The 22,740-nt window shown below is 70.0% G+C and carries 21 protein-coding genes; 4 read left to right on the forward strand and 17 right to left on the reverse strand.

Going from position 1 to position 22,740, the window contains the following annotated elements; genetic code table 11:
* From VG899_08655 to VG899_08670, 4 genes are all read right to left on the reverse strand, one after another.
* Positions 1–394: aminotransferase class V-fold PLP-dependent enzyme (locus tag VG899_08655; protein HWA66422.1), on the reverse strand; the 394-nt coding region annotated here is incomplete at its 3' end.
* Positions 395–429: 35 nt separating this feature from the next.
* Positions 430–1,815 carry a hypothetical protein gene (locus VG899_08660; protein ID HWA66423.1) on the reverse strand — a complete coding sequence of 462 codons (1,386 nt, stop codon included), beginning with the start codon at positions 1,813–1,815 and terminating at the stop codon, positions 430–432.
* A 29-nt stretch (positions 1,816–1,844) separates the two neighbouring features.
* Positions 1,845–2,798: an electron transfer flavoprotein subunit alpha/FixB family protein gene (locus VG899_08665; protein HWA66424.1), complete on the reverse strand. Its 954-nt coding sequence runs from the start codon at positions 2,796–2,798 to the stop codon at positions 1,845–1,847.
* 30 nt (positions 2,799–2,828) lie between these two features.
* Positions 2,829–3,608 carry an electron transfer flavoprotein subunit beta/FixA family protein gene (locus VG899_08670; protein HWA66425.1) on the reverse strand — a complete coding sequence of 260 codons (780 nt, stop codon included), beginning with the start codon at positions 3,606–3,608 and terminating at the stop codon, positions 2,829–2,831.
* 145 nt (positions 3,609–3,753) lie between these two features.
* On the opposite strand from VG899_08670, the gene VG899_08675 reads away from it, so the two are divergent.
* Entirely contained in the window at positions 3,754–3,900 is a 147-nt protein-coding gene (locus VG899_08675; GenBank protein HWA66426.1) for a hypothetical protein, read from the forward strand.
* Between the two features lie 111 nt (positions 3,901–4,011).
* On the opposite strand, the gene aceA is transcribed toward VG899_08675, so the two are convergent.
* The gene (gene aceA / locus VG899_08680) at positions 4,012–5,292 is read right to left on the reverse strand and encodes an isocitrate lyase (GenBank protein HWA66427.1); all 1,281 of its coding nucleotides are present in this window, start codon (positions 5,290–5,292) and stop codon (positions 4,012–4,014) included.
* Between the two features lie 136 nt (positions 5,293–5,428).
* Here aceA and VG899_08685 point away from each other — a divergent pair, with 136 nt between their 5' ends.
* The gene (locus VG899_08685; GenBank protein ID HWA66428.1) at positions 5,429–6,955 is read left to right on the forward strand and encodes a helix-turn-helix domain-containing protein; all 1,527 of its coding nucleotides are present in this window, start codon (positions 5,429–5,431) and stop codon (positions 6,953–6,955) included.
* A gap of 22 nt (positions 6,956–6,977) precedes the next feature.
* Here the strand turns inward: VG899_08685 and VG899_08690 are convergent, their stop codons facing one another.
* From VG899_08690 to VG899_08700, 3 genes are read right to left on the reverse strand one after another with little or no spacing between them, the layout of a single operon-like run.
* Complete coding sequence (locus VG899_08690) at positions 6,978–8,822, reverse strand: ABC transporter ATP-binding protein (GenBank protein ID HWA66429.1); 1,845 nt, start codon at positions 8,820–8,822, stop codon at positions 6,978–6,980.
* On the reverse strand, positions 8,819–10,609 hold the full coding sequence (locus VG899_08695; GenBank protein HWA66430.1) for an ABC transporter ATP-binding protein: 1,791 nt from the start codon (positions 10,607–10,609) through the stop codon (positions 8,819–8,821). Before VG899_08695 ends, VG899_08690 begins: the two co-directional genes overlap by 4 nt.
* Positions 10,610–10,659: 50 nt before the next feature.
* Complete coding sequence (locus VG899_08700; GenBank protein ID HWA66431.1) at positions 10,660–11,439, reverse strand: enoyl-CoA hydratase-related protein; 780 nt, start codon at positions 11,437–11,439, stop codon at positions 10,660–10,662.
* 17 nt (positions 11,440–11,456) lie between these two features.
* Here VG899_08700 and VG899_08705 point away from each other — a divergent pair, with 17 nt between their 5' ends.
* Positions 11,457–12,245, forward strand: a complete 789-nt coding sequence (locus tag VG899_08705; protein HWA66432.1) for a class I SAM-dependent methyltransferase — start codon at positions 11,457–11,459, stop codon at positions 12,243–12,245.
* A gap of 7 nt (positions 12,246–12,252) precedes the next feature.
* Here the strand turns inward: VG899_08705 and VG899_08710 are convergent, their stop codons facing one another.
* The 5 genes from VG899_08710 to VG899_08730 all read right to left on the reverse strand — a co-directional run bounded on the left by VG899_08710 (position 12,253) and on the right by VG899_08730 (position 17,759).
* Positions 12,253–13,206 carry a tetratricopeptide repeat protein gene (locus VG899_08710; GenBank protein HWA66433.1) on the reverse strand — a complete coding sequence of 318 codons (954 nt, stop codon included), beginning with the start codon at positions 13,204–13,206 and terminating at the stop codon, positions 12,253–12,255.
* A 73-nt stretch (positions 13,207–13,279) separates the two neighbouring features.
* Positions 13,280–14,953, reverse strand: coding sequence for a methylmalonyl-CoA mutase family protein (locus tag VG899_08715; GenBank protein ID HWA66434.1), 1,674 nt, complete (start codon positions 14,951–14,953; stop codon positions 13,280–13,282).
* A gap of 91 nt (positions 14,954–15,044) precedes the next feature.
* The gene (locus VG899_08720) at positions 15,045–15,560 is read right to left on the reverse strand and encodes a MarR family transcriptional regulator (protein ID HWA66435.1); all 516 of its coding nucleotides are present in this window, start codon (positions 15,558–15,560) and stop codon (positions 15,045–15,047) included.
* Between the two features lie 2 nt (positions 15,561–15,562).
* Complete coding sequence (gene meaB, locus VG899_08725; GenBank protein ID HWA66436.1) at positions 15,563–16,519, reverse strand: methylmalonyl Co-A mutase-associated GTPase MeaB; 957 nt, start codon at positions 16,517–16,519, stop codon at positions 15,563–15,565.
* A gap of 55 nt (positions 16,520–16,574) precedes the next feature.
* Positions 16,575–17,759, reverse strand: coding sequence for an acetyl-CoA C-acetyltransferase (locus VG899_08730; GenBank protein HWA66437.1), 1,185 nt, complete (start codon positions 17,757–17,759; stop codon positions 16,575–16,577).
* 74 nt (positions 17,760–17,833) lie between these two features.
* Between VG899_08730 and mce the strand changes: the two genes are divergently transcribed.
* Positions 17,834–18,265: a methylmalonyl-CoA epimerase gene (mce, locus tag VG899_08735; protein ID HWA66438.1), complete on the forward strand. Its 432-nt coding sequence runs from the start codon at positions 17,834–17,836 to the stop codon at positions 18,263–18,265.
* A 105-nt stretch (positions 18,266–18,370) separates the two neighbouring features.
* Here mce and VG899_08740 read toward each other — a convergent pair whose 3' ends face one another.
* The 4 genes from VG899_08740 to VG899_08755 all read right to left on the reverse strand — a co-directional run bounded on the left by VG899_08740 (position 18,371) and on the right by VG899_08755 (position 22,729).
* Entirely contained in the window at positions 18,371–19,099 is a 729-nt protein-coding gene (locus tag VG899_08740) for a hypothetical protein (protein HWA66439.1), read from the reverse strand.
* Positions 19,069–19,335: a hypothetical protein gene (locus VG899_08745; protein HWA66440.1), complete on the reverse strand. Its 267-nt coding sequence runs from the start codon at positions 19,333–19,335 to the stop codon at positions 19,069–19,071. The genes VG899_08740 and VG899_08745 overlap by 31 nt, the downstream gene beginning before the upstream one ends.
* Positions 19,336–19,341: 6 nt before the next feature.
* The gene (locus VG899_08750) at positions 19,342–20,904 is read right to left on the reverse strand and encodes a 3-hydroxybutyryl-CoA dehydrogenase (GenBank protein HWA66441.1); all 1,563 of its coding nucleotides are present in this window, start codon (positions 20,902–20,904) and stop codon (positions 19,342–19,344) included.
* A 94-nt stretch (positions 20,905–20,998) separates the two neighbouring features.
* On the reverse strand, positions 20,999–22,729 hold the full coding sequence (locus tag VG899_08755; GenBank protein HWA66442.1) for an ABC transporter family substrate-binding protein: 1,731 nt from the start codon (positions 22,727–22,729) through the stop codon (positions 20,999–21,001).
* Between the last annotated feature and the right edge of the window lie 11 nt (positions 22,730–22,740).

Raw genomic sequence — 22,740 nt, forward strand, 5'->3', positions numbered from 1 at the left:
CGGGCGAGGTGCGACCGAGGGAGTCGACCGGGAGGAGGACGAGCTCCGCGCCGTCGTGCTCGGCAAGCCACACGGCCGGGTCGAGGACGGCGTGGTGCTCGACCGCCGAGACCAGCACCCGCCGGCGGCGCGGGTCGGCCGAACGCCGCGACCAGAACAGACCTTTGACGGCGAGGTTGTCGCTCTCGGTGCCGCCGCTGGTGAACACGACCTCACTCGGCCGGGCACCCAACGCGGCCGCGACGCTCTCACGCGACTCCTCGACGATCCGACGGGCGCGCCGGCCGGTGGCGTGCAACGACGACGCGTTGCCGACCTGGCCGAGGAGCTCGGCCATCCGGTCGACCGCTTCGGGAAGCATCGGCGTCGTCGCCGCGTGGTCGAGGTATGCCATTTGCCTAGTAAGCGTAGGCGGGCGCCGAAATCTTCCTACTCCGCGAGGATGCGCGCCGAGCGCTGGCGCCCGCGCAGCCCGGCCAGCTCGTACGGGTCGCTCAGCACGATCTGGGTCGGGAGGGCGCCGGCCAGGGCGCGGATGTCCCCTGCCGTGCCGATGGCGACGCCCGCCACGTCCGCCCCTTCCGGAGCCAGGCGTACGACGACCCGCGGAGCGCCGTCCCGCCCGCGGCGCCCCACGACGATCCGCCAGTCCCGGATGTCGTGCCGGCCGGAGAGAGCCGACGCGACGGCGCGCAGGTCGAGCATCTCCTCACCGGCGATCGGCGTGACGAGCGCATGGCGCTGCAGGCCTTCGGCCCGCGGCACGACGCGGTGACAGGACGGGCAGGCCGCTGTGGTGACCTCGGAGACGACATCAGCCGTCCGCCAGCGGAACAACGCGCTGCCGCGCATCCCGAGCTGGGTGAGGACGAGCTCGCCGGCACCGGTCGCGTGCTCGCCCGTGTCGGGGTCGACGACCTGCAGGACGTCGAGGTCGGGGTAGGCATGCAGACCACTCGTGCCGCCGGACTCGCGGCATTCGCCCCACAGCAGGCGGGCGCCGGCCGGCGCGTGGACGGCGAGCACCGCGAGATCGCCGGCGCCGACCGCACGGCGCGCGGCGTGCGTCGCCGCCGAGCGTTCGGCGTCGCTCGGTGCGCCGACCAGAAGGACGGTGCGCAGCGAGTCGAGGTGCGGCAGGCCTTCGAGCAGCTCCACCGCCCGCTCGGTCGGCAACGCCAGGACCGTCGGCGGGGCGAGCCGGATCGCGGCTGCCAGGTCGTCACGGTGACCACCCGGGAACAGCGCCGGCGCGCCGGAGCCGAGGGCGGCGTACTGGAGCGCGACGTGCTCGGTCGTGGCGGTCGGCTCGACAGCGGAGACCAGCACGTCGTTGCGGGTCAGGCCGAGCACCGACCACAGGCGCGCCCCGGCGCGGGTGACGGTGTCGAGGTCGGCGCGGGTCGACGCGATCGGGTAGCGCATCCCGCTGCCGGCGAAGACGTAGGAGGTCGCGCGCGTGTCGGCATCGACCACGCGCTGGTAGGCGTCCGGGCGCAGCGCCCGCAGCCGGATCGCCCGGCGCAGCGCGGGCCCCGTCGCGTGCAGCGCGAAGCCGGCCTCGCCGGCCTGCAGCACCAACGCGGCCATCGCGGCAGGATCGCCGGTGGGGCTGACGTCGCGTTCGCCCATCGCGGGGACCGTCGCCAGGTCCGCGACCGTGCGGATCGAGGACGGCCGGCGGTTGAGCTCGGTGAAGCGCCGGCGCCACAACGGCGAGAAGGGAGCGATCGAGTCGCGCACCTGCGCCGCGACGAGCTGGTCCTGCAACGCCGCCAGCGAGGCGGGGGTGTGCCGGGACTGGGGCGTTGCCACGTGCCGAAGTTACCGGAGCGAACCGGACGTCAGCCCTTGCGCGCCTCGATCTGCTCGGTCACCTGCGGGACAACCTCGAACAAATCGCCCACGACACCGAAGTCGACGAGCTCGAAGATCGGCGCCTCGGGGTCCTTGTTGATGGCGACGATGTTCTTCGAGGTCTGCATGCCGGCGCGGTGCTGGATCGCCCCGGAGATGCCGACCGCGATGTAGAGCTGCGGAGACACGGTCTTGCCGGTCTGCCCGACCTGGTTCTGGTGGGGGTACCAACCGGCGTCGGTCGCCGCGCGCGAGGCGCCCACGGCCGCGCCCAGGGAGTCGGCGAACTTCTCGATCAGCGCGAAGTGCTCGCCCGAACCGAGACCACGACCGCCGGAGACGACGATCTCGGCCTCGGTGAGCTCCGGGCGTCCGCCCTTCTTCTCACTGACCCGCTCGAGGATCTTGGCCTTCTTGGCGGCATCGGACAGCGCAACCGACACCTGCTCCTCGCTCGGCGAGGCCGGCGAGGGCTCGGGCGCGGTCGAGTTGGGCCGGACCGCGATGATCGGGGTGCCCTTGGCGACCTTTGACTTGACGGTGTAGCCGCCGCCGAAGATCGACTGGTCGGCGACGAGGTCGCTGCTCACGCCGACCGCGTCGGTGATCACGCCGGAGTCGAGCTTGACCGCGAGCCGCGCCGCGACCTCCTTGCCCTCAGGCGATGAGGGAATGAGCACGGCTGCCGGCGAGGAGCTGCCGACGATCTGCGCCAGCGCCTCGGTCTTCGGGGCGACGACGTAGCCGTCGAGCTCGGCGTCACCGGCGACGTACACCTTCTGCGCGCCGTACTCGGCGAGGGTCGCCTTCGCGTTGTCGTAGCCCGCGCCGACGAAGACGGCGGAAGGCTCGCCCAGCGCGCGAGCGAGGGTCAGCAGCTCGAGGGTGACCTTCTTCGGCGTCCCGTCGACGTGCTCGACCAGGACCAGGATCTCAGCCATGACGTGTTCTTCTCCTCAGCAAGCCTGGTCTCAGATGAACTTCTGGGTGGCGAGGAACTCGGCGAGCTTCACGCCGCCGTCGCCCTCGTCCTTGACGATCGTCCCGGCCTGCTTCGGCGGGCGGGCGGCGAACTCGGCGACCGAGGTGCCGGAGCCGGCCAGGCCGACGTTGGCCGCATCGATGCCGGCGTCGGCCAGCGTCAGCGTGGTCAGCGGCTTCTTCTTGGCCGCCATGATCCCCTTGAACGACGGGTAGCGCGGCTCGTTGATCTTCTCGACGACCGACACGATCGCGGGCGTCTGCGCCTCGACGACGTCGTAGCCGGTGTCGGTCTGGCGCTCGATCTTCACCGTCGAGCCACTCACCTCGACCTTGCGGGCGAAGGAGAGCTGGGCGGCGCCGGTGCGCTCGGCGAGCATCGCCGGGATGACGCTCATCCGCGCGTCCGTGGACTCCACGCCGAGGATGACCAGGTCGTGCGGGATCGTCGCCAGCGCCTTGGCGAGGGCGTAGGAGGTGGCGAGGGCGTCGGAGCCGTGCAGCGCCGGGTCGACGACGTGGACCGCGGAGTCGGCACCCATCGACAGCGCCTTGCGGATCGTCTCGACGGCCTTCTCCGGACCCATCGTGAGGATGGTGACCTCGCCGCCGTTCGCCTCCTTGAGGCGCAGCGCCTCTTCGACGGCGTACTCGTCGAGCTCGTTCATGACGCCTTCGACGCCCTCGCGGTCGAGGGTCTTGTCGGCGTCGCTGAGCTTCTTTTCCTCGTAGGTGTCAGGCACCTGCTTGACGCACACGACGATGTTCATGGCCGGCGGCCGACCTCCTGAGATAAGGGACCTCTGTGTCACGGCACCCTGTGCTGGATCCAACACTGTGTGTCCGTGCTCCGGACGCAAACTCTAGCAAGCAAGAAACCCCCGCCAACCGGCGGGGGTTTCTTGCGCTACGAGCGTGAATCAGGCGGCGGACGCCGCAGCTGCGGCGATCTGCGCGGGCGAGATCAACGACGCCCCGCAGTCGCACGCCGCGCCGGTGAACAGCTGCGAGTCGCAGCCGTCGCCGTGGCAGCCGACGTTGTGGCAGCCCGAGCACTCGTGAAGCATGTTGTTGCAGGCGCTTCCGTCGAAGAGCCGTCCATTGCATCTACGCATCAGATCCCCCTTGGATCTTGTTGGATTCGCTCTTGCGACACTGGGTCTTTGAGAAGACCTAGTGGAACTGCTCTTCTTCGGTCGAGCCCTTGAGTGCGAGGGTCTCCGCGTCGGGGTCGATCGCGGTGGCGACCAGGTCGAAGTAACCGGCGCCTACCTCGCGCTGGTGCTTCGTCGCGGTGTAGCCGTCGGCCTCAGCCGCGAACTCCTTCTCCTGAAGCTCGACGTAGGCCGACATGTCGCGGCTGGAGTAGCCCTTGGCCAGCTCGTACATCGAGTAGTTGAGGGCGTGGAAGCCGGCGAGGGTGATGAACTGGAACTTGTAGCCCATGGCGCCGAGCTCGCGCTGGAACTTCGCGATGGTGTCGTCGTCGAGGTGCTGCTTCCAGTTGAACGACGGCGAGCAGTTGTAGGCGAGGAGCTGGTCCGGGAACTCCTTCTTGATCGCCTCGGCGTACTGCCGGGCGAGCTCGAGGTCCGGGGTGGAGGTCTCCATCCAGAGCAGGTCGGCGTACGGCGCGTACGCCAGGCCGCGCGTGATGCACGGGTCGATGCCGTTTGTCACCCGGTAGAAGCCCTCAGCGGTCCGCTCGCCGGTGACGTACTGCTGGTCGCGCTCGTCCACGTCGCTGGTGATCAGCGTCGCGGCCTGGGCGTCGGTGCGGGCGACGACCAGCGTCGGCACACCCTCGACGTCCGCGGCCAGCCGCGCGGCGTTGAGGACCTTCACGTGTTGGTTGGTCGGGATGAGCACCTTGCCGCCGAGGTGGCCGCACTTCTTCGCCGAGGACAGCTGGTCCTCCCAGTGCACGCCCGACGCGCCGGCGGCGATCATCGACTTCATCAGCTCGAAGGCGTTGAGCACGCCACCGAACCCGGCCTCTGCGTCGGCGACGATCGGCGCGAACCAGTCGACGTCGGTCTTGCCTTCCGACCAGGTGATCTGGTCGGCGCGCATCAGCGCGTTGTTGATCCGGCGTACGACGGCGGGCACCGAGTTGGCCGGGTAGAGGCTCTGGTCCGGGTAGGTCTGCCCGGACAGGTTCGCGTCACCGGCGACCTGCCAGCCGGACAGGTAGATGGCCTTCAGGCCGGCGCGCACCTGCTGCACGGCCTGGTTGCCGGTCAGCGCGCCGAGGGCGTTGATGTAGTCCTCGGAGTTGACCAGGTTCCACAGCTTCTCCGCGCCGCGGCGGGCCAGCGTGTGCTCCTCCTGGACCGAGCCGCGCAGCCGTACGACGGCCTCGGCGTTGTAGTTGCGCTCGACGCCCTTCCAGCGCGGGCTGGTCTCCCATTCCTTCGCCAGGGCTGCGGCCTGCTCGGTGAGGTTGGTGCTCACGGATCGCTCCTCTGATGTCATCGTTGACAGTGTTCGAGTGAACTTCCTGCTGTGTTCACACTATGCCGCCTGCGTACCCGGCGGTAACTGCGTGTCGCCGTAGAAGAAATGCAAATCTTCACGTATCGTGAAGATCGTGGCCGACATCACCGGGCATCCCGCCGAACCGGGCGCCGCGGCCGCGGGCCTGGTCCCCGCGCCCCGCGAATCGATCGATGCCCTGACCCTCGGCCAGCGGATCCGTCACCTGCGCCGGACCCGCGGTCTCACCCTCGCCGAGCTCGCCTCGCGAGTGGGTGCGGCCAGCTCCGCGCTGTCGACCATCGAGAACGGGCGCCGGGAGCCACGGCTGAGCCTGCTGCAGAACATCGCCGCCGCGCTCGACGTCGGTGTCGAAGACCTGCTGCGCACCGAGGCTCCGTCCCGTCGTGCCGCGCTCGAGATCGCTCTCGAACATGCCCAGCGGGAGCCGTCGTACGCCTCGCTCGGGTTGCCCGCGCTGCGCCCGAGCCCGCGGATTCCCACCGACGTCCTGGAGCACGTCGTCGCCCTCCACGACGAGCTGCGCCGCCGGGACGCCCGCTTCGCCGCGACCCCCGAGGCTGCGCGCGCCGCGAACGTGGCGCTGCGCAAGCACATGCGCAGCGTCGACAACTACTTCCCGGAGATCGAACGATGCGCCGCGCAGGCCCTGGCCGCCGTCGGCTACAGCGGCGGCGCCGTGCCGCAGCGACTGATCACCGAGCTCGCCGGCCACTTCGGCTTCAGCCTGCACAACGTCACCGACCTGCCGGAGTCGACCCGGTCGGTGACCGATCTCGCCCATCGCCGGATCTACCTTCCGCAGCAGCCGGCCGGTCACGACCCGCGCTACGTCGTGCTCCAGACCCTCGGCCACTTCGCGCTCGGGCACACCGACCCGAACGACTTCGCCGACTTCCTGCGCCAGCGCGTCGAGGCGAACTACTTCGCGGCCGCCGCGTTGGTGCCGGAGGATGCCGCGGTCGCCTTCCTGTCCAACGCGAAGCGTGATCGCGCGATCGACATGGAGGACCTGCGCGACGTGTTCGCGGTCTCCCACGAAACCGCGGCGCACCGGTTCACCAACCTGGCCACCCACCACCTGGACCTTCCGGTGCACTTCACGCGTACCGACTCCAGCGGCACGATCTACAAGGCGTACGAGAACGACGGACTCGCCTACCCGACCGATGCAACGGGAGCGATCGAGGGGCAGCTCGCCTGTCGCCAGTACTCCTCGCGCCGGGTGTTCGGCGCCCCGGAGCGCTACAGCATCTACGCGCAGTACACCGACACCCCGGGCGGCACCTTCTTCTGCACGGCGCACGTCCAGCCCGGGCCGGGCGGGGAGTTCGCGGTCACCGTCGGCGTGCCGTTCCAGCACTCCAAGTGGTTCCGCGCCTCGGGCACCCAGCATCGGGCCCGCTCGACCTGCCCCGCGCCGAGCTGCTGCCGGCGCCCACCCGCCGAGCTCGAAGCGCGCTGGGCCGGCCAGGCGTGGCCATCCGCGCGAGCCCACTCCCACCTGCTGGCAGCGCTCCCCCAGGGCACCTTTCCCGGGGTGGACACGACCAGCGTGTACGACTTCCTGGAGCGCCACGCGCCCACCGCCGGAGCGGATGGCACACCGGCACTGCCCTAGCTGTACCGATGTGCCGTGCGCTCTACACCAGGGATTCGCGCCAGGCTCTCGCCAGGGCGGCGTACTCGCCGGTGCCTTCGGCGAGCAGCTGCCCCGGAGTGCCGTCCTCCACGATCCGCCCGTCGCTCATCACGAGCACCCGGTCGGCGATCCCGACCGTCGAGAGCCGGTGGGCGATGATCAGCGCGGTCCGGTCGGCGAGGACGGTACGCAGGGCCCGCTGCACCAGCCGCTCCGTCGGGGCGTCGAGTGAGGAGCTGGCCTCGTCGAGGATGAGTACGGCGGGGTCGGCGAGCAGTGCCCGGGCAAAGGCGATGAGCTGGCGCTGGCCGGCGGACAGCCGCGAACCGTTCTTGCCCACGCTCTCGTCGTAGCCGTTGCGCAGGTGCGCGACCACGACGTCGAGCCCGACCGCACGGGAGACCTCCTCGATCTCGGCGCGGGTCGCCTCCGGCTTGCCGAAGGCGATGTTGTCGGCGACCGAACCGGTGAACAGGAACGACTCCTGCGTCACCATTGCGACCGCCCGTCGCAGGTCGGCTTCAGCGAGGTCGGGCAACGCGATGCCGTCGATCCGCACGCTGCCGCTGAGGGGGTCGTAGAACCTGGTCAACAGCCGGGCCACCGTGCTCTTGCCGGCACCGGTGTCGCCGAGCAGCGCGACCGTCTGGCCGGCCGGAATGGTGAGCGTCAGGTCGTGCAGGATCTCCCGCCCGCTTCGATAGCCGAACGAGACATGGCCGAGCTCCACCAGACCGCGGAACAGGCCCGCCGGCGCGTCGCGCGAGGTCGCGAGCAGCGGCACCGACGGCCGTTCGTCGAGTACGCCGGCGAGCTTCTCGACCCCCGAGGTCGCCGCCTGGAACGCGTCGTAGAACTGGCTGACCTCGGCCATCGGCTCGAAGAACTGGCGCAGGTAGAGGACGAACGACGCGAGCACCCCGACACCCATGTCCCCGTGGATCACCCGGTCCGCGCCGTAGAGCAGCACGGCGGCGGTGGTGAGGTTGCCGATGACGAGGATGCCCGGCCAGTACACCGACAGCAGCTGGAACGAGCCCTGCGTCGTACGCCGGTAGCGGTCGTCGAGGCCACGGAAGATCTCGTCGTTGCGAGGCTCGCGCCGGAACGCCTGCACGGCACGGATCCCGCGCAACGACTCGGTGAAGTGCACGATCACCAACGCGATCGCGTCTCGTGTCCTGCGATACGCGACGGTCGAACGCCGCTGGTACCAGCGGGACAGGAAGAACAGCGGCAGCAGCGAGAAAAGCGAGACCAGCGCCAGCGGCCAGTCGAGCACGAGCAGGATGACCCCGACGGACAGGATGGTCAGCGTCGTGCGGATCAGTGTGTCGAGCCCGGCCTCGAGCAGGGCGTTGATGGCATCGAAGTCCGAGGTGAGCCGGCTGATCATCCGACCCGACGTGTACCGCTCGTGGAAGGACAGGCTCAGCTCCTGGAAGTGCTCGAAGACCCGCCGTCGCAGCTCGAGCACCACGTCCTGGCCGATCCGTCCCGCCCCGAGCAGGAAGACCCGGGTGAGCACGCCCTGCACGACGGCACAGCACACAATCGCGCCGAACACCGCGACGAGGGTCGCGACGTGGGTGTGCCCGGAGCGGGACAGGCCGTGGTCGATGCCGTAGCCGACGAGGGCGGGAATCGCCATCTGTGCCGCCGTCGCCACCACGATCGCGACGGCGAACACCCGGACCGACTGCAGGTGAGGGCGCAACAGGTCGGCAAGCAGACGCCGGTTGCGCCGCTGCAGCAACGCCGTGACCGAGCTCGGGATCTCTTCGTCGTCCTCGGCTTTGACCCCACGCCACCGCTCGAGGTCGACGTCGTCGATGACCTCTGTCATGCCGCGTCCTCGACCGAGAGGATCCGGGCGTACGACGGCACGGCCATGAGCTGCGAGTGGGTACCGACGGCCGCGAGGGTGCCGTTCTCGAGCAGCGCGACCCGGTCGGCGAGTGCGACCGTCGACGGTCGATGGACGACGAGCAGCGCGGTGGTGTCCGCCAGCACCGACGCGAGCGCCTCCTCGACGAGCGCCTCGGTGTGGACGTCCAGGGCCGACAGCGGGTCGTCGAGCACCAGCACCGACGGTCGCGCCACGACCGCCCGGGCGAGCGCGAGCCGCTGACGCTGGCCACCCGACAGCGACATCCCCTGCTCCCCGACCCGGGTGTCCAGCCCCCACGGCAGGTCGCGGACGAAGCCCGCCTGCGCCACGGCGAGCGCCGCATCGATCTCGTCGTCGGTGGCGTCCGGCCTGCCGAGCAACAGGTTCTCCCGGACGCTCATGGAGAACAGCACCGGATCCTCGAACACCGTCGCCACCTGCTGGCGCAGCGAGGTCAGCTGGATGTCGCGGACGTCGACCCCGTCCAGCGTGATCCGCCCGGACGTGACGTCGTACAGCCGAGACGGCAGCGCGGACATCGTCGTCTTGCCGGAGCCGGTCGCGCCGACGATCGCGACGGTCTCGCCGGGCGCGATGTCGAGGGTGACGTCGTGCAGCAGCTCCTCGTCGGCATCGGAGAACCGGAAGCCGACAGCGTCGAAGCGCAGCCGGCCGCGCGAGGCCACCACGTCGACGGCACCGGGACGGTCGGCGATCTCGGGGACGGAGTCGAGGACCTCGGTGACGCGCGCCGCCGCGGTCGCCGCCTCCTCGGCCATCGCGAGGATCCAGCCGATGTCGATGACCGGCCACTGCAGCATCACCAGCAACGTGACGAATGCGACGAGCGCGCCGAGGGTCATCGCGCCGTGCGCGACGGCGAGCACGCCGACCAGGACGACGACGGCCATCGTGAGGCTGGGAATGAGCTGCAGCAGCGACCAGAACGTCGCGACGAACCCCACCATCTCCAACTGCGTGCCGCGCACCTGGCGGGCCGACGCCAAGTACCCCGCGGACAGCCAAGGTCCGCGCCCGAAGGCCTTCGTCACCCGGATGCCGCTGGCGGCCTCTTCGGCCAGCGTCGCGAGATCCCCCTGCTGGTCCTGGAGGCGACGGGACACGACCGCGTAGCGCGCGCCGAACCGTCGCGCCAACGCGATGACCGGCAACGTCGACACCGCGACGACCACGCCGAGGGGCCAGTACGTCGCGATGAGCAGCGCGAGCACCGCGACGTACTGCATCGAGTTGACGATCAGATAGATCGCACCGAAGCCGAAGAACCGCCGGATGGTGGACAGGTCGCTCGTCGCGCGGGAGAGCAGCTGGCCGGTCCCCCAGCGGTCGTGGAAGCCGACGGCCAGCCGCTGGAGGTGGGCGTAGACGTCGTCGCGGATGTTGCGTTCGACCGTGAGCACGGCATCCCACTGGAGCTCACGGCGTACGACGATCAGCCCGGCCTCGGCGACCCCCAATCCGGCGACGAGGAGGAACCACGGGACGAGAGCGCCCGTGTCGTGGCGCTTGATCGGGCCGTTGACGATGGCCTCGATGACCAGGGGCACCAGAGTGCTGGCCGCAACCCCGAGCAGCGCCGCGAGAAAGCTGATCGCGACGCGGGTGCGCCACGGCCGCACGTAGGTCCGCAGTCGCCACAGCGCCGCGAAGCGCATTCGCTCCGCGGCGAGTCGACTGTGCGGTGGCCCCTCCGCTTCCCCCTTCGAGTCGACCCTGGCCATATAGACGACCGTAGCCTCGGCCGCCAACCGAATATCGGGCCGGCGCCGCTCTAACGGCCGACGAACTGCGCCTTGCCGGGTCCGTTCTCGACAAACGACGTCATGCCGATCGTGCGATCCTCGGTCGCGAACAACGCTGCGAACTGCTGACGCTCGATCTCCAGGCCGGTATTGAGGTCGAGCTCCCCGCCGTAGTCGATCGCCTCCTTCGCCGCGCGCAGCGCGAGCGCGGCGGCGCCGGTGAACTGAGTGGCCCACTTCAGCGCCGCGTCGTACACCTGCTCGGCCGGCACGACCTCGTCGACGAGCCCGATGGCGAGTGCTTCGTCGGCCTTGACGAAGCGGCCGGTGAAGATGATGTCCTTCGCCTTTGCCGCTCCGATGAGCCGCGGCAGGCGCTGCGTGCCGCCGGCGCCGGGAATGATGCCGAGCAAGATCTCCGGCTGGCCGAGCGTCGCGTCCTGCGCGGCGATGCGGCGATCGGCGCACAGCGCCAGCTCGCAGCCGCCGCCGAGCGCGTACCCGTTGATCGCCGCCACCACGGGCTTCGGGATCCGGGCGACGCTGGTGAACGCCGATGTCAGCGCGGCGCTGCGATCGACCATCTGCGGGTAGGAGCGCTCGGCCATCTCCTTGATGTCCGCGCCCGCGGCAAAGACCTTCGGGCCGCCCCACACCACGACGGCGCGCACGTCGTCGCGTTCGGTGGCCTCTCGTGCCGCTTCCCGGATCTCCTCCTGCACCTGGGTGTTGAGGGCGTTCATCTTCGGGCGGTCGAGCCGGATGGTGCCGACGCCGCCGTCGACGGTCAGGGTGACGAACTCAGCCATGACCAAACCCTAGTTAGATGGCACCCATGGGACTCGACTGGGGAACGGGCCGCTACGAGGTGATCGCCGAGGCGCTGGAGCCGGTAGCCGAGCTCGTGGCGGAGCGGGTAGGCGTGATTCGCGGTGAACGCGTGCTCGATCTCGGCTGCGGCACCGGCAACGCGGCGTTGGCGCTGGCCCGCACCGGAGCCGACGTCGTCGCGGTTGACCCGGCGGCGCGGCTCGTGGAGGTGACGCGCGCACGCAGCGCCGCCGCCGGGCTCGACGTCGAGGTGTGTCAGGGCGAAGCCGCCGCGATCCCGCTTCCAGACGACTCGGTCGCGGCGATCGTGTCGGTCTTCGCGGTGATCTTCGCGCCGGACCCCGAGGCCGCGCTCCGAGAGATGGTGCGGGTGCTCGAACCTGGCGGACGCATCGTGCTGACGGCTTGGATTCCCGGGTACGGCGTCGGATGCGCGTACGGCGCGGTCGCGGCCTACCTTGCCGAGCTCGGTGCTGTCGCGCCACCGCCGTTCGCGTGGCACGACCGCTCCGCGCTCGCGTCGCTGGCCGCGCCGCTGGGGCTGGAGGTCTCCATGGACGAGCTGTCGCTGGTGATGCGCGCCGAATCGCCGCAGGCGCACGTCGACCGCGACGCCGAGAGCCACCCGACCTGGCTCGACACCGTGGCGAGGCTCGACGAGCTCGGCGGCAGCGCGGCCGAGATGCGCGCCCGCGCGGTGGCGGCGCTGCGCGAGGTCAACGAGGATCCGGACGGGTTTCGCGCGACGAGCCGTTACGTCATCGCGACGCTGTCCTCGTCGTAGCGCTGGATCAGTAGAGCGCGTTCGCGAGCGCGCGCCGACCGGCGGCCAGCCGCGGGTCGTCCGGACTCAGCACGGCGAACAACGACACCAGATGCTCGCGCGCCCGATTGCGGTCCTCCCCGGCGGTGCGTGAGACGAGCCCGACGAGACGACCGATCGCGGCGTCGGCCTGGTCGAGGACCATCTCGATGTCGGCGAGCGCGGCCTGCGCCGCAACGTCGTCCGGGCGTGCGGCGGCCGCCTGCTCGACCGCCTGCCGGTCGACCCCGCGGGTGCGCGCCAGCAGCTCGCAACGCGCAATGGTGAGGGTCAGCTCCGGATCGCCCGGTCGCCGTTCGAGCAACGCCCGGTAGGCCGCGAGCGCCCCGTCGAGGTCGTTGCGGTCGAGGGCCGCCTGCGCCTCGGCGTACTCGGGATCGGGTGCGGGCGGCTCCGGCGCGGCCCCGCCACCGGCCGGATCGACCGAGCCGGTGACGCCGTTGGCGGCGGCGACCCGCAGCACCTCGTCGAGGACCTTGCGGACGTCGGCCTCGGGCAGCGCGCCCTGGAACAACGGCACCGGCTGGCCGGCGATGACCGCGATGACGGTGGGAATGCTCTGGATCTGGAAGGCGGCGCCGAGCCGCTGCTGCGCGTCGACGTCGACCTTGGCAAGGACCCACTTGCCGTTGTCAGCGACGACCAGCCGCTCGAGCACCGGGGACAGCTGCTTGCACGGCCCGCACCACTCGGCCCAGAAGTCGAGGACAACCGGCACCTGCATGGACAGGTTGACGACGTCGGACTCGAAGCGGTCCTCCGTGACGTCGAACACCAGGCCGGGAATAGCGGCTGAGGCGGCGGAGTCGCCGCCCGCGTCGCCGGCGGGACCGGTGCCGGCGCCGGGGCTGGGTGACGCCGGCGGCCGTTTCAGCGCCGACAGGTCGACCGCACCGGGCAGCCTGATGTCGTTCGGCCTCATCTGCACGACGCCAGCCTAGGCGGAGGAGTCGGTGCCTTCGGTCGCTGCGGCGGTCGCCGACACGGATGGCCGCTCAGAACCGGGCCGGCTCCCGGTACTCGCCGAAGACCTCTCGCATGGCGCCGCAGACCTCGCCGAGCGTGGCCTCGAGCCGGCAGGCGTCGAGGATCAGCGGCACCAGGTTGGTCTCGCCGCGCGAGGCCTCGGTCAGCCGGGCGAGCGAGGCCTCGATCGCCGCGTTGTCGCGACCTGCCTTGCGACGCTCCAGCTCGGCCACCTGGTCGAGCTCGACCTGATGGGACACCCGCAGGATCTCGAGGTCCGTCGCCACGGTGTCGGCGTAGATGTTGACGCCGACCACCTTCTTCTCCTCCTTCTCCAGCTTCGTCTGGTAGATGAAGGCGGAGTCGGCCGTCTCTGCCATGAACCAGCCGTCTTCGATGCCGCGCAGGATGCCCGAGGTCATCGAGCCGTCCGAGCCCATGTTGCGAATGCGCTCGAAGATCGCCTCGGCCTCGGCTTCGATCTCGTCGGTGAGCGCCTCGACGTACCACGAGCCGCCGAGCGGGTCCGCGACGTTCATGACGCCGGTCTCCTCCATCAGCACCTGCTGGGTGCGAAGCGCGATCTCGGCCGCCTTCTCACTCGGCAGCGCGAGCACCTCGTCGAGGGCGTTGGTGTGCAGCGAGTTCGTGCCGCCGAGGACCGCCGCAAGCGCCTCGATCGCGGTGCGCACGATGTTGTTGTCAGGCTGCTGCGCGGTGAGCGAGACACCCGCCGTCTGGGTGTGGAACCGCATCCACTGCGCGCGCTCGTCGGTCGCGCCGTACACGTCGCGCAGCCAGCGCGCCCAGATCCGGCGAGCCGCCCGGAACTTCGCGATCTCCTCGAAGAAGTCGATGTGGGCGTCGAAGAAGAACGACAGACCTGGCGCGAACACGTTGACGTCCAACCCGCGCGACAGGCCGAGCTCGACGTAGCCGAAGCCGTCGGCCAGGGTGTAGGCGAGCTCTTGCGCGGCGGTCGTCCCCGCCTCGCGGATGTGGTAGCCGGACACGGACAGCGGCTTGTAACGCGGGATCTCGCAGGCGCAGTACTCCATCAGGTCGCCGATGAGCCGAAGGTGCGGCTCGGGCGGGTAGAGCCACTCCTTCTGGGCGATGTACTCCTTGAAGATGTCGGTCTGAAGCGTGCCGTCGAGGGTGGCGATATCCACGCCCTGGCGCTCGGCCGCCACGAGATACATGCAGAAGATGGGAACGGCCGGGCCGGAGATCGTCATCGACGTCGTCACGTCACCGAGCGGGATCCCGGCGAAGAGCACGTCCATGTCGGCCGCCGAGTCGATGGCGACGCCGCAGTGGCCGACCTCGCCGAGCGAACGGGGGTCGTCGGAGTCGCGGCCCATCAGCGTCGGCATGTCGAACGCGACGGACAGACCGTTGCCGCCGGCGTCGAGGATCATCTTGTAGCGCTCGTTGGTCTGCTCGGCGTTGCCGAAGCCGGCGAACTGGCGGATCGTCCAGGCCTTGCCGCGGTAGCCAGTGGCGTACAGACCCCTGGTGAACGGGTATTCGCCGGGCCAGCCGATGCGCTCGAAGCGCGGGTCCGCCGTACCCTCCGGCGGCCCGTAGACCGGCGCCACCTCGACGCCGGAAAGCGTCGTGAAGTCGGCGTCGCGCACCTTCGACGCCTCGAACCGCGCCTGCCAGCGGGCGCGACCCGCTGCAATCTCCTCGGGCGTCATACCGCCAGTTTACTAGGACGTCCTACTAAATCCTCGGTGATCTTGACGCTTTCGGCCTGATGGCGGCGTCTTCAGGCCGAAAGCGTCAAGATCACGCGGGGTTTTGGAAGTCTCCGGCGGCCACGCGAAGGCGGCGGAGCTGGTCGAAGAGGGTGCCGAGGTCGGCTTCGTCGTACATGGCCAGGCCGAACCCGTCGGCCATGAGGTCGGTCGTGGCCCGCTTGACCGTACGGCGCCCGGGCGCGGTCAGCCGGGCGAGCACGCCACGGCCGTCACGTGGGTTGGGCCGGCGCTCGACGAAGCCCTGCGCCACGAGCCGGTCGACGATGTTGGTGACGCTTGTCGGGTGCACCATGAGGCGCTGCCCGATCACCGACAGCGGCAGCTCGCCGGCGCGGCTGAAGTGCAGCAGGACCAACGCCTCGTAGCGGGCGAACGTCAGGTCGTGCGGCTTGAGGATCTCGTCGAAGCGGCTGAGCAGCAGCTGCTGCGCGCGCATGACCGAGGTGGCGACTCGCATCGCGGCCGCCGGCCCGAACTTGGTCTCCCAGATCGCGCCCGCCCGCGCGATCGGGTCGAACGGGAGGTCCAGCGGTTCGCGCGACACGGCTAGCGGTCGACCGCCGCGACGAGCCGGTCAGCCGCGGCGTACGGGTCAGTGGTCCCTCGCAGCACCTCTGCCGCGAGGTCGGTCACCAGGGCGCCACCCCGTAGCTCTGCGATGCGGTTGCGCATCGCGGCGACCGCGAGGCCTTCGATCTCCTCGACGACCCGCCGCTGCCGGCGTACCTCGAGCTGCCCAGACGCGCCGAGCCAGTCGCGGTGACGGTCGAGCTCCTCGACGAGCTGGTCGATGTTCTCCGACTTGACCGAGACGGTGCTCAGCACCGGCGGGCGCCAGTCACCGGGTGCCGGCGTACCGGCGAGCGCCAGCATCGCCTTGAGGTCACGAACCGTCTGCGTCGCGCCGTCGCGGTCGGCCTTGTTCACGACGAGTACGTCGGCGATCTCGAGGATGCCGGCCTTCGCCGCCTGAATGCCGTCGCCGAGGCCCGGGGCGAGCATCACCACGGTGGTGTCGGCGAGCGCGGCGATGTCGACCTCGGCCTGGCCGACCCCGACCGTCTCCACGATGACGACGTCGCACCCGACCGCGTCGAGGACGCGCACCGCCTGCGGCGTGGCCCACGACAACCCGCCGAGGTGGCCGCGGGTGCCCATGGAGCGGATGTACACGCCGGCGTCCGTGGCGTGGTCCTGCATCCGGACCCGGTCACCGAGCAACGCGCCGCCGGAGAACGGCGAGGTCGGGTCGATCGCGAGGACGCCGACACGCTCGCCGCGCCGGCGGTACGCCGCCAGCAGCTCGGAGGTCGTCGTCGACTTGCCCACGCCCGGCGAGCCGGTGATGCCGAGCAGCCGGGCGTTGCCGGACGAGGGGACGAGGGCGGCCATCACCTCGCGAAGCTCCGGGGCGGCGTTCTCGACGAGCGTGATCAGCCGAGCAACGCTGCGATGGTCGCCCTCGCGCGCCCGGGCGACCAGGCCGTCGACGTCAACGCTCATCCGCGGGCGGATGTCACATAGGTGTCGCTATCGCGATGCGCATGTGCCATGCGCTCTAGGCGAGCACGCGAAGCAGCAGCGCGTCACCCTGCCCGCCGCCGCCGCAAAGCGCGGCGGCACCGAGGCCGCCACCACGCCGGCGCAGCTCGAGCGCCATCGTCAGCGCGAGCCGAGCACCCGAGGCGCCGATCGGATGGCCGAGCGCGATCGCCCCGCCGTTGACGTTGACCTTGTCCCACGCCACGTCGAGGAGCTTGGCGGAGTGAACCCCCACCGCGGCGAAGGCCTCGTTGATCTCGACGAGGTCGAGGTCGGCGACGCCGAGGCCCGCCCGCCCGAGCGCCTTGTTGATCGCGTTCGCCGGCTGCGCCTGCAGGGAGGCGTCCGGGCCGGCGACGACGCCGTGGTAGCCGATCTCGGCCAGCACAGTCGCGCCGTGACGCTCGGCGGCCTCCCGCGACATGACGACGACGGCGCACGCTCCGTCGGAGATCTGCGAGGCCGAGCCGGCCGTGATGGTGCCGTCCTTCGCAAACGCCGGCTTGAGCTGCGCGAGCCCCTCGACCGTCGTCTCGGCACGCACCCCTTCATCGGCGGTGAACGCGACCGGCTCGCCGCGGCGCTGCGGAATCATCACCGGCACGATCTCGTCGTCGAACAGCCCGTTCTTCTGCGCCGCGGCGGCCAGCTCGTGCGACCGCGCCGCGAACTCGTCCTGCTCGGCCCGGCCGATGCCGAGCTTCGCGTTGTGCGCCTCGGTCGACTCGCCCATCGCGCACTGGTCGAACGCGCAGAACAGGCCGTCGTAGGCCATCGAGTCGACCATCGCGGTGTCGCCGTACTTGAACCCCTTGCGGGAGTTCGGGAGCAGGTGCGGCGCGTTGGTCATCGACTCCATGCCGCCGGCCACCACCACGTCGTACTCCCCTGCCGAGATCAGCTGGTCGGCGAGGGCGATGGCGTCGAGACCCGACAGGCACACCTTGTTGATCGTCAGTGACGGCACGGTCATCGGGATGCCACCCTTGACCGCGGCCTGCCGCGCGGTGATCTGGCCGGCGCCGGCCTGCAGCACCTGGCCCATGACCACGTAGTCGACAACGTCGCCGGGTACGCCCGCGCGAGCCAGCGCAGCCTCGATCGCGATGCCGCCGAGGTCTGCGCCCGAGAAGTCCGCGAGCGAGCCGAGCAGCTTGCCGATGGGCGTACGAGCGCCCGACACGATTACCGAACCTGGCATGGCTGACACCCTAATCTCGCACCGGCGCAGCCACCGCGACAGGCCAGCGCCGCGCGAGGTGGAGGATGTGTCGCATGGACGCACCCCTGCTCACCCGTATCGACCATGTCGGCATCGCCTGCCGGGACCTCGAGTCGAGCATCGAGTTCTACGTCGCGACGTTCGGTCTCGTTGTCGCCGGACGCGAGACGAACGAGACGCAGGGGGTGAAGGAGGCGATGCTGCACGTCGCCGACGCACCGGGCGGCGCGTCGTACGTTCAGCTGCTCGAGCCGCTTTCGCCCGACACCCCGGTCGGGAAGTTCCTCGACTCGCGCGGCGAGGGGGTGCACCACATCGGCTATGGCGTCGTCGACGTCACCGCGGCGCTCGCGGATCTCGGTGGCAAGGACATCAGGCTGATCGACGAGCGGCCCCGTCACGGCTCTCTCGGCGCCTCCATCGCGTTCCTTCACCCGAAAAGCGTCGGCGGCGTACTCACCGAGCTCGTCCAAACGACCCACTGAACCGGCTGTACCGAAGAACACACAAACGTTGCGGATGCCCGTTCTCGGCAGACGGTCCGCTCGCGAGAATGTGACTCCCGCAACGTTTGTGTTTTCTTGGGGCGGTCAGAAGGCGCGGGGTAGCGGGGCGCGCCCGGGCGCCACGGTGTCCACGATGATGTCGAGCACCTCTTCGGTACGTCCGACCAGCAGGTGCTTGCCGCCAGGTACGGCGACGACCCGCGCCTGCGGGATCGCCGCGAAGCGGTCACGCGCCTCGTCCGGACGCAGGTAGTCGTCGAGCTCCGGGACGATCGCCACGACCGGCTTGCCGGAGGCCGCCCAGGTCGCCAGGTCGGCCGACGTCGAGAACCGCAACGGCGGTGAGATCAGGATCGCGCCGACCACCGTCGGGTCGCACCCGTGCCGCAATGCGAGGTCGGTCCCGAATGACCAGCCCACCAGCCACGGCGAGGGCAGCTCGCGGAACTCAACCAGCTCCAGCGCCGCCGCGACGTCGTACCGCTCCCCCTCGCCGTTGTCGAAGGCGCCCTCGCTGCGACCTGCTTCGCTTTCGGTCCCACGACTGTTGAAGCGCAGCACGGCCAGGTCGGCGAGGGCCGGCAGCCGGTAGGAGGCCTTGCGGAACAGGTGGCTGTCCATCATCCCGCCCATGGTGGGGAGCGGATGGAGCAACACCAGCGTGGCGATGGGCGGCGTCGCCGCCGGAAGTGCCAGCTCACCGACGAGGGAGAGCCCGTCGGCAGTGCGCAGGCTGACCGGCTCTCGGCGCGCCGGCAGCACGGTGTTCGCCCGGATCGGGTTCACCGCCGTCGCGCCCTCGCCCGCCAGCACGGCGTGTGCCAGTGTCGGCGGTGGGACTCCTCGCCCGGACGCCACGCGACGATGTGGGCCAGGCCGGGGCGGACTTCCTGCTGACAACCCGGACAGCGGTACTCCTTCACCGCTGCGTCCGCGGAGATCGGGCGCACCATCCACTCCCCGTCAGGATGAGACTCCGCGACCGCCCAACCACCGGTACGAAGGGGCGGCGGCGTCTCGTCGCGGCGACGGGACTTGCGTGGGCTCATCGGTCACTAGCCCAGCGCGGCGAGCTCGTCCAGCAATGGCGACGGGGCCACCGACGGCAGGTGCGTCGCGGCGGCCAGGTGCGACAGCACCGAACGGACCTCATCGGGACCGACGGCAGCGAGCATCGCGAACGGGCCGTCGCCGTAGCCGCAGCCGAGCCGCATCGCGACGTCGACGTCGTCGGCCGACGCGTACCCGTCGTCCACCATGCGCACGGCGTCGCCGAGATGCGGCAGCAACAGGTAGTCGACGACATGGCCCGGCCGGTCGCGACAGGCCAACGCGGTCTGCCCCGCCCCGCGCACCAGGTCGACCACGGTCGCGACGGCAGCGGGGTCGCTGCGTACCGTCGCCACCACCTCCACGACACCCGCCCGCGGGGTGCGCGGCACGTGGACGCCGACCACGTCACGGGCGCGCTCGATCCCGGCCAGCAGCGCAGCGACCGGCGCCTCGTCGGTGGTGGCGACGGCGAGCACCGCGTCCGGCTTCGCGGCCCGCGCCACGCGCGCGAGCAGGTCGGCCGACGCACCCCGCGATCCGCCGTCGACGAGTACGACGTCGGCGTCGCCGACCTCGGATGGGGCGACGCGTGGCACTCCGGGCAAGGCGTCGAACACGCGTGAGGACCCTTCCCCGACCGCGACCACGGTCGTCGAGGCCCGGGCGGTGCCGGTCGCGAACTCGGGTACCGGCAGCCACTGCGCCGCCCCGCCGTCGCCGTACTGGTAATACCCGCTCCCGGTCTTGCGGCCGAGGTCGCCGGCCATCACCAGCCGGCGCAGCAGGGGCGCGGGGGCGTACCGCTGGTCGCGGCTCTCGTCGAACATGGTCTCCATGACGTCGAGGCAGACGTCGAGCCCGATCAGGTCCATCAACGTCAACGGACCCATCGGCAGCCCGCACGCGGCGACCATCGCGGCGTCGAGGTCGCCTGCCGCGGCCTGTCCGGTCTCGACGGCGCGAGCAGCGGCGTTGAGATATCCGAACAGCAGAGCGTTGGCGACAAACCCGGCGCGGTCGCCGACCACCACCGGCGTCTTGCCACACCGCTTGGCGAGGTCATGGACCGCGGTGGTGACCTCCTGGTCGGTCCGCACGGTGTGGACGACCTCGACGAGCTTCATCACCGGTGCCGGGTTGAAGAAGTGCAGCCCGACGACCCGCGACGGCCGGGTGGTCGACGTCGCGATCTTGGTGACCGGCAGCGAGGACGTGTTCGTCGCCAGGACGGTGTGCGCAGGGCATATCCGGTCGAGCTCGGCGAACAGCGAGGCTTTGATGTCCAGCCGCTCCGGGACGGCCTCCGTCACCAGATCGGCCCGGGCCAGGTCGGCGCGGTCCGTCGTGCAGGTCAGGCGGCCGAGGATGGCGTCTCGTTCGCCGCCGTCGAGCTTGCCGCGCTCGACCGCCTTGTCGAGCGAGGTCTCGACCCGCTTCCGGCCGGCGGAGAGCAACGGCTCGTCGACCTCGACGGCGATGACGTCCAGACCGGCCCGCGCGAACACCTCGACGATGCCGGCGCCCATCGTGCCGAGTCCGACCACTCCGGCAGTGCGAATCTCCACGTCGGCCAGTCTGTCCTACCGCGCGCGGAGTGCCGAAGACAGCGGTGGGCCCGGCCGGCAGACTCGCCCGGCCGGGCCCACGTGGCGCGAGGCGTCAGCCGTTCGGCTGCCCCTTCATCCATCCGATCTTGGTGAAGTCAGGCGTGGCGAAGCCGAACGACCCGATGTTCGCCAGACCCTTGGTCACACCACACATCTGCGGACGCTCGAACAGCGTGATGGTGTGCACCTCCTGCCACAGGTCCTTGTCGGCCTCGTTCGTCACCGAGATCGCCTGCGTCGGGTCGGTCTCCGTGATCGCCTGCTTGAGCAGCTTGTCGACCGTCGGGTTCGACGTACCGGTGAAGTTCTGCCCGCCGCCGTTCTTCGGCGAGGAGTAGATCGACACGCTGCTCGAGATCGGGAACGGCGTCCCGAGCCACGAGAACGGCGCGAGGTCGAAGTTGCCCGGCACCAGGTACTTGTCCGACCAGTCGTTGACCGGCACGGAGTTGATGTGCACCTTGATGCCGACCTGCTTCAGCATCGCCTGGGTGAGCTCGCCCTCGTTCTTCGACGACTGGATGCCAGCCGGGATCATGAAGTCGAGGTTGATCTCCTTGCCGCCCTTGGCGTAGTAGCCGTTGCTGTCCTTCGTGAACCCGTCACTTTGCAGCAGCTGCTCCGCACCCGTCGGGTTGTAGGTCCCGAGGTCACCGGTGTTGTCCTGGTAGCCGGTCTGGACGTTCATGAAGAAGTGGTTGTCCAGGGGTACGACGGGCCACGGGATGCCGTTGAGGTCGGACTTGATCAGCGTGTCGCGGTTGATGCCCATCTCGACCGCCTGGCGGACCTTCTCGTCGCTCATGAAGCCGTGCTTGCTGCTGACCGTGATCTGGCGGTAGTCAGGCCCGACCGCGAGCGTGACGTCGCCGTCCTTCGCCTTCTTGACCGTGTCGTAGTCGGCCGTGTCGACCGCCACGTCGAAGTCGTAGTTCAGCTCGCCGTTGACGAAAGCCTGGTTGGCGGCGTCCGACGTCAGCGCGCGGTAGACGATCTTCGACAGCAGCGGCTTGTCGCCCCACCAGTTGGAGCTGGGTGTCACCGTGACGGTCTGCGCCGACTTGTTGAAGGTGACGTTCCCGAAGGGCCCACCGGTGAGCGGGAAGGCGTTGACGTAGCCGGTGTTGAACAGCTTCGGCGAGCTCTGGTACTTCGCCGGATACAGCGGCGTGAACAACGCCTTCCAGTCCACGAACGGCTTGGAGAAGACGACGACGACGTCGAACTGCCCGCCGGAGCCCTCCGAGACGCTCTTGATCTGGCTGTAGCCGGTCGAGCTGGAGACCTGGTAGGCCTTGTTCTTGCCGTTGAGCGCCTGCCACTGCGTGGCGTAGTCCTTCTCCGTGATCGGCGAGCCGTCAGACCACTTCGCGTCCGGGTTGAGCTTCAGCTCGATCGTCTGCGGGTTGGTGTTCGTCTCAGTCGCGGACGTGATGTAGTCCGGGTTCGCTGAGACGTTGCCCTTCTCGTCGGAGATGAACGGCTGCGGCATGACAGCGAGCTGGACGCTGTTGATCGACGACTCGGTGCCGTCGACCTCGTTGTAGTTCCAGTTCGTCGCGAACTCGTCGAGGCTGTAGGTGAGCGTGCCGCCCTGCTTGAGATTCGATACCGGCTGCGGGTTGATGTCCTCCTGGACGAGACCGCTGACCTGCCCACTCGGGCCGGTCGACGCCGTGCTTCCGTTGCTTGGGTTGCCACCGCTGCTCGATCCTCCGCAGGCGCTCGCGGCGATCGCGACCACCAGCATCGACACCGAGAAGGCGGCACCGCCACGATGCATCTTCACGCGTC

This window comes from Mycobacteriales bacterium (assembly GCA_035550055.1).
Classification (GTDB): Bacteria; Actinomycetota; Actinomycetes; order JAFAQI01; family JAFAQI01; genus DASZTV01.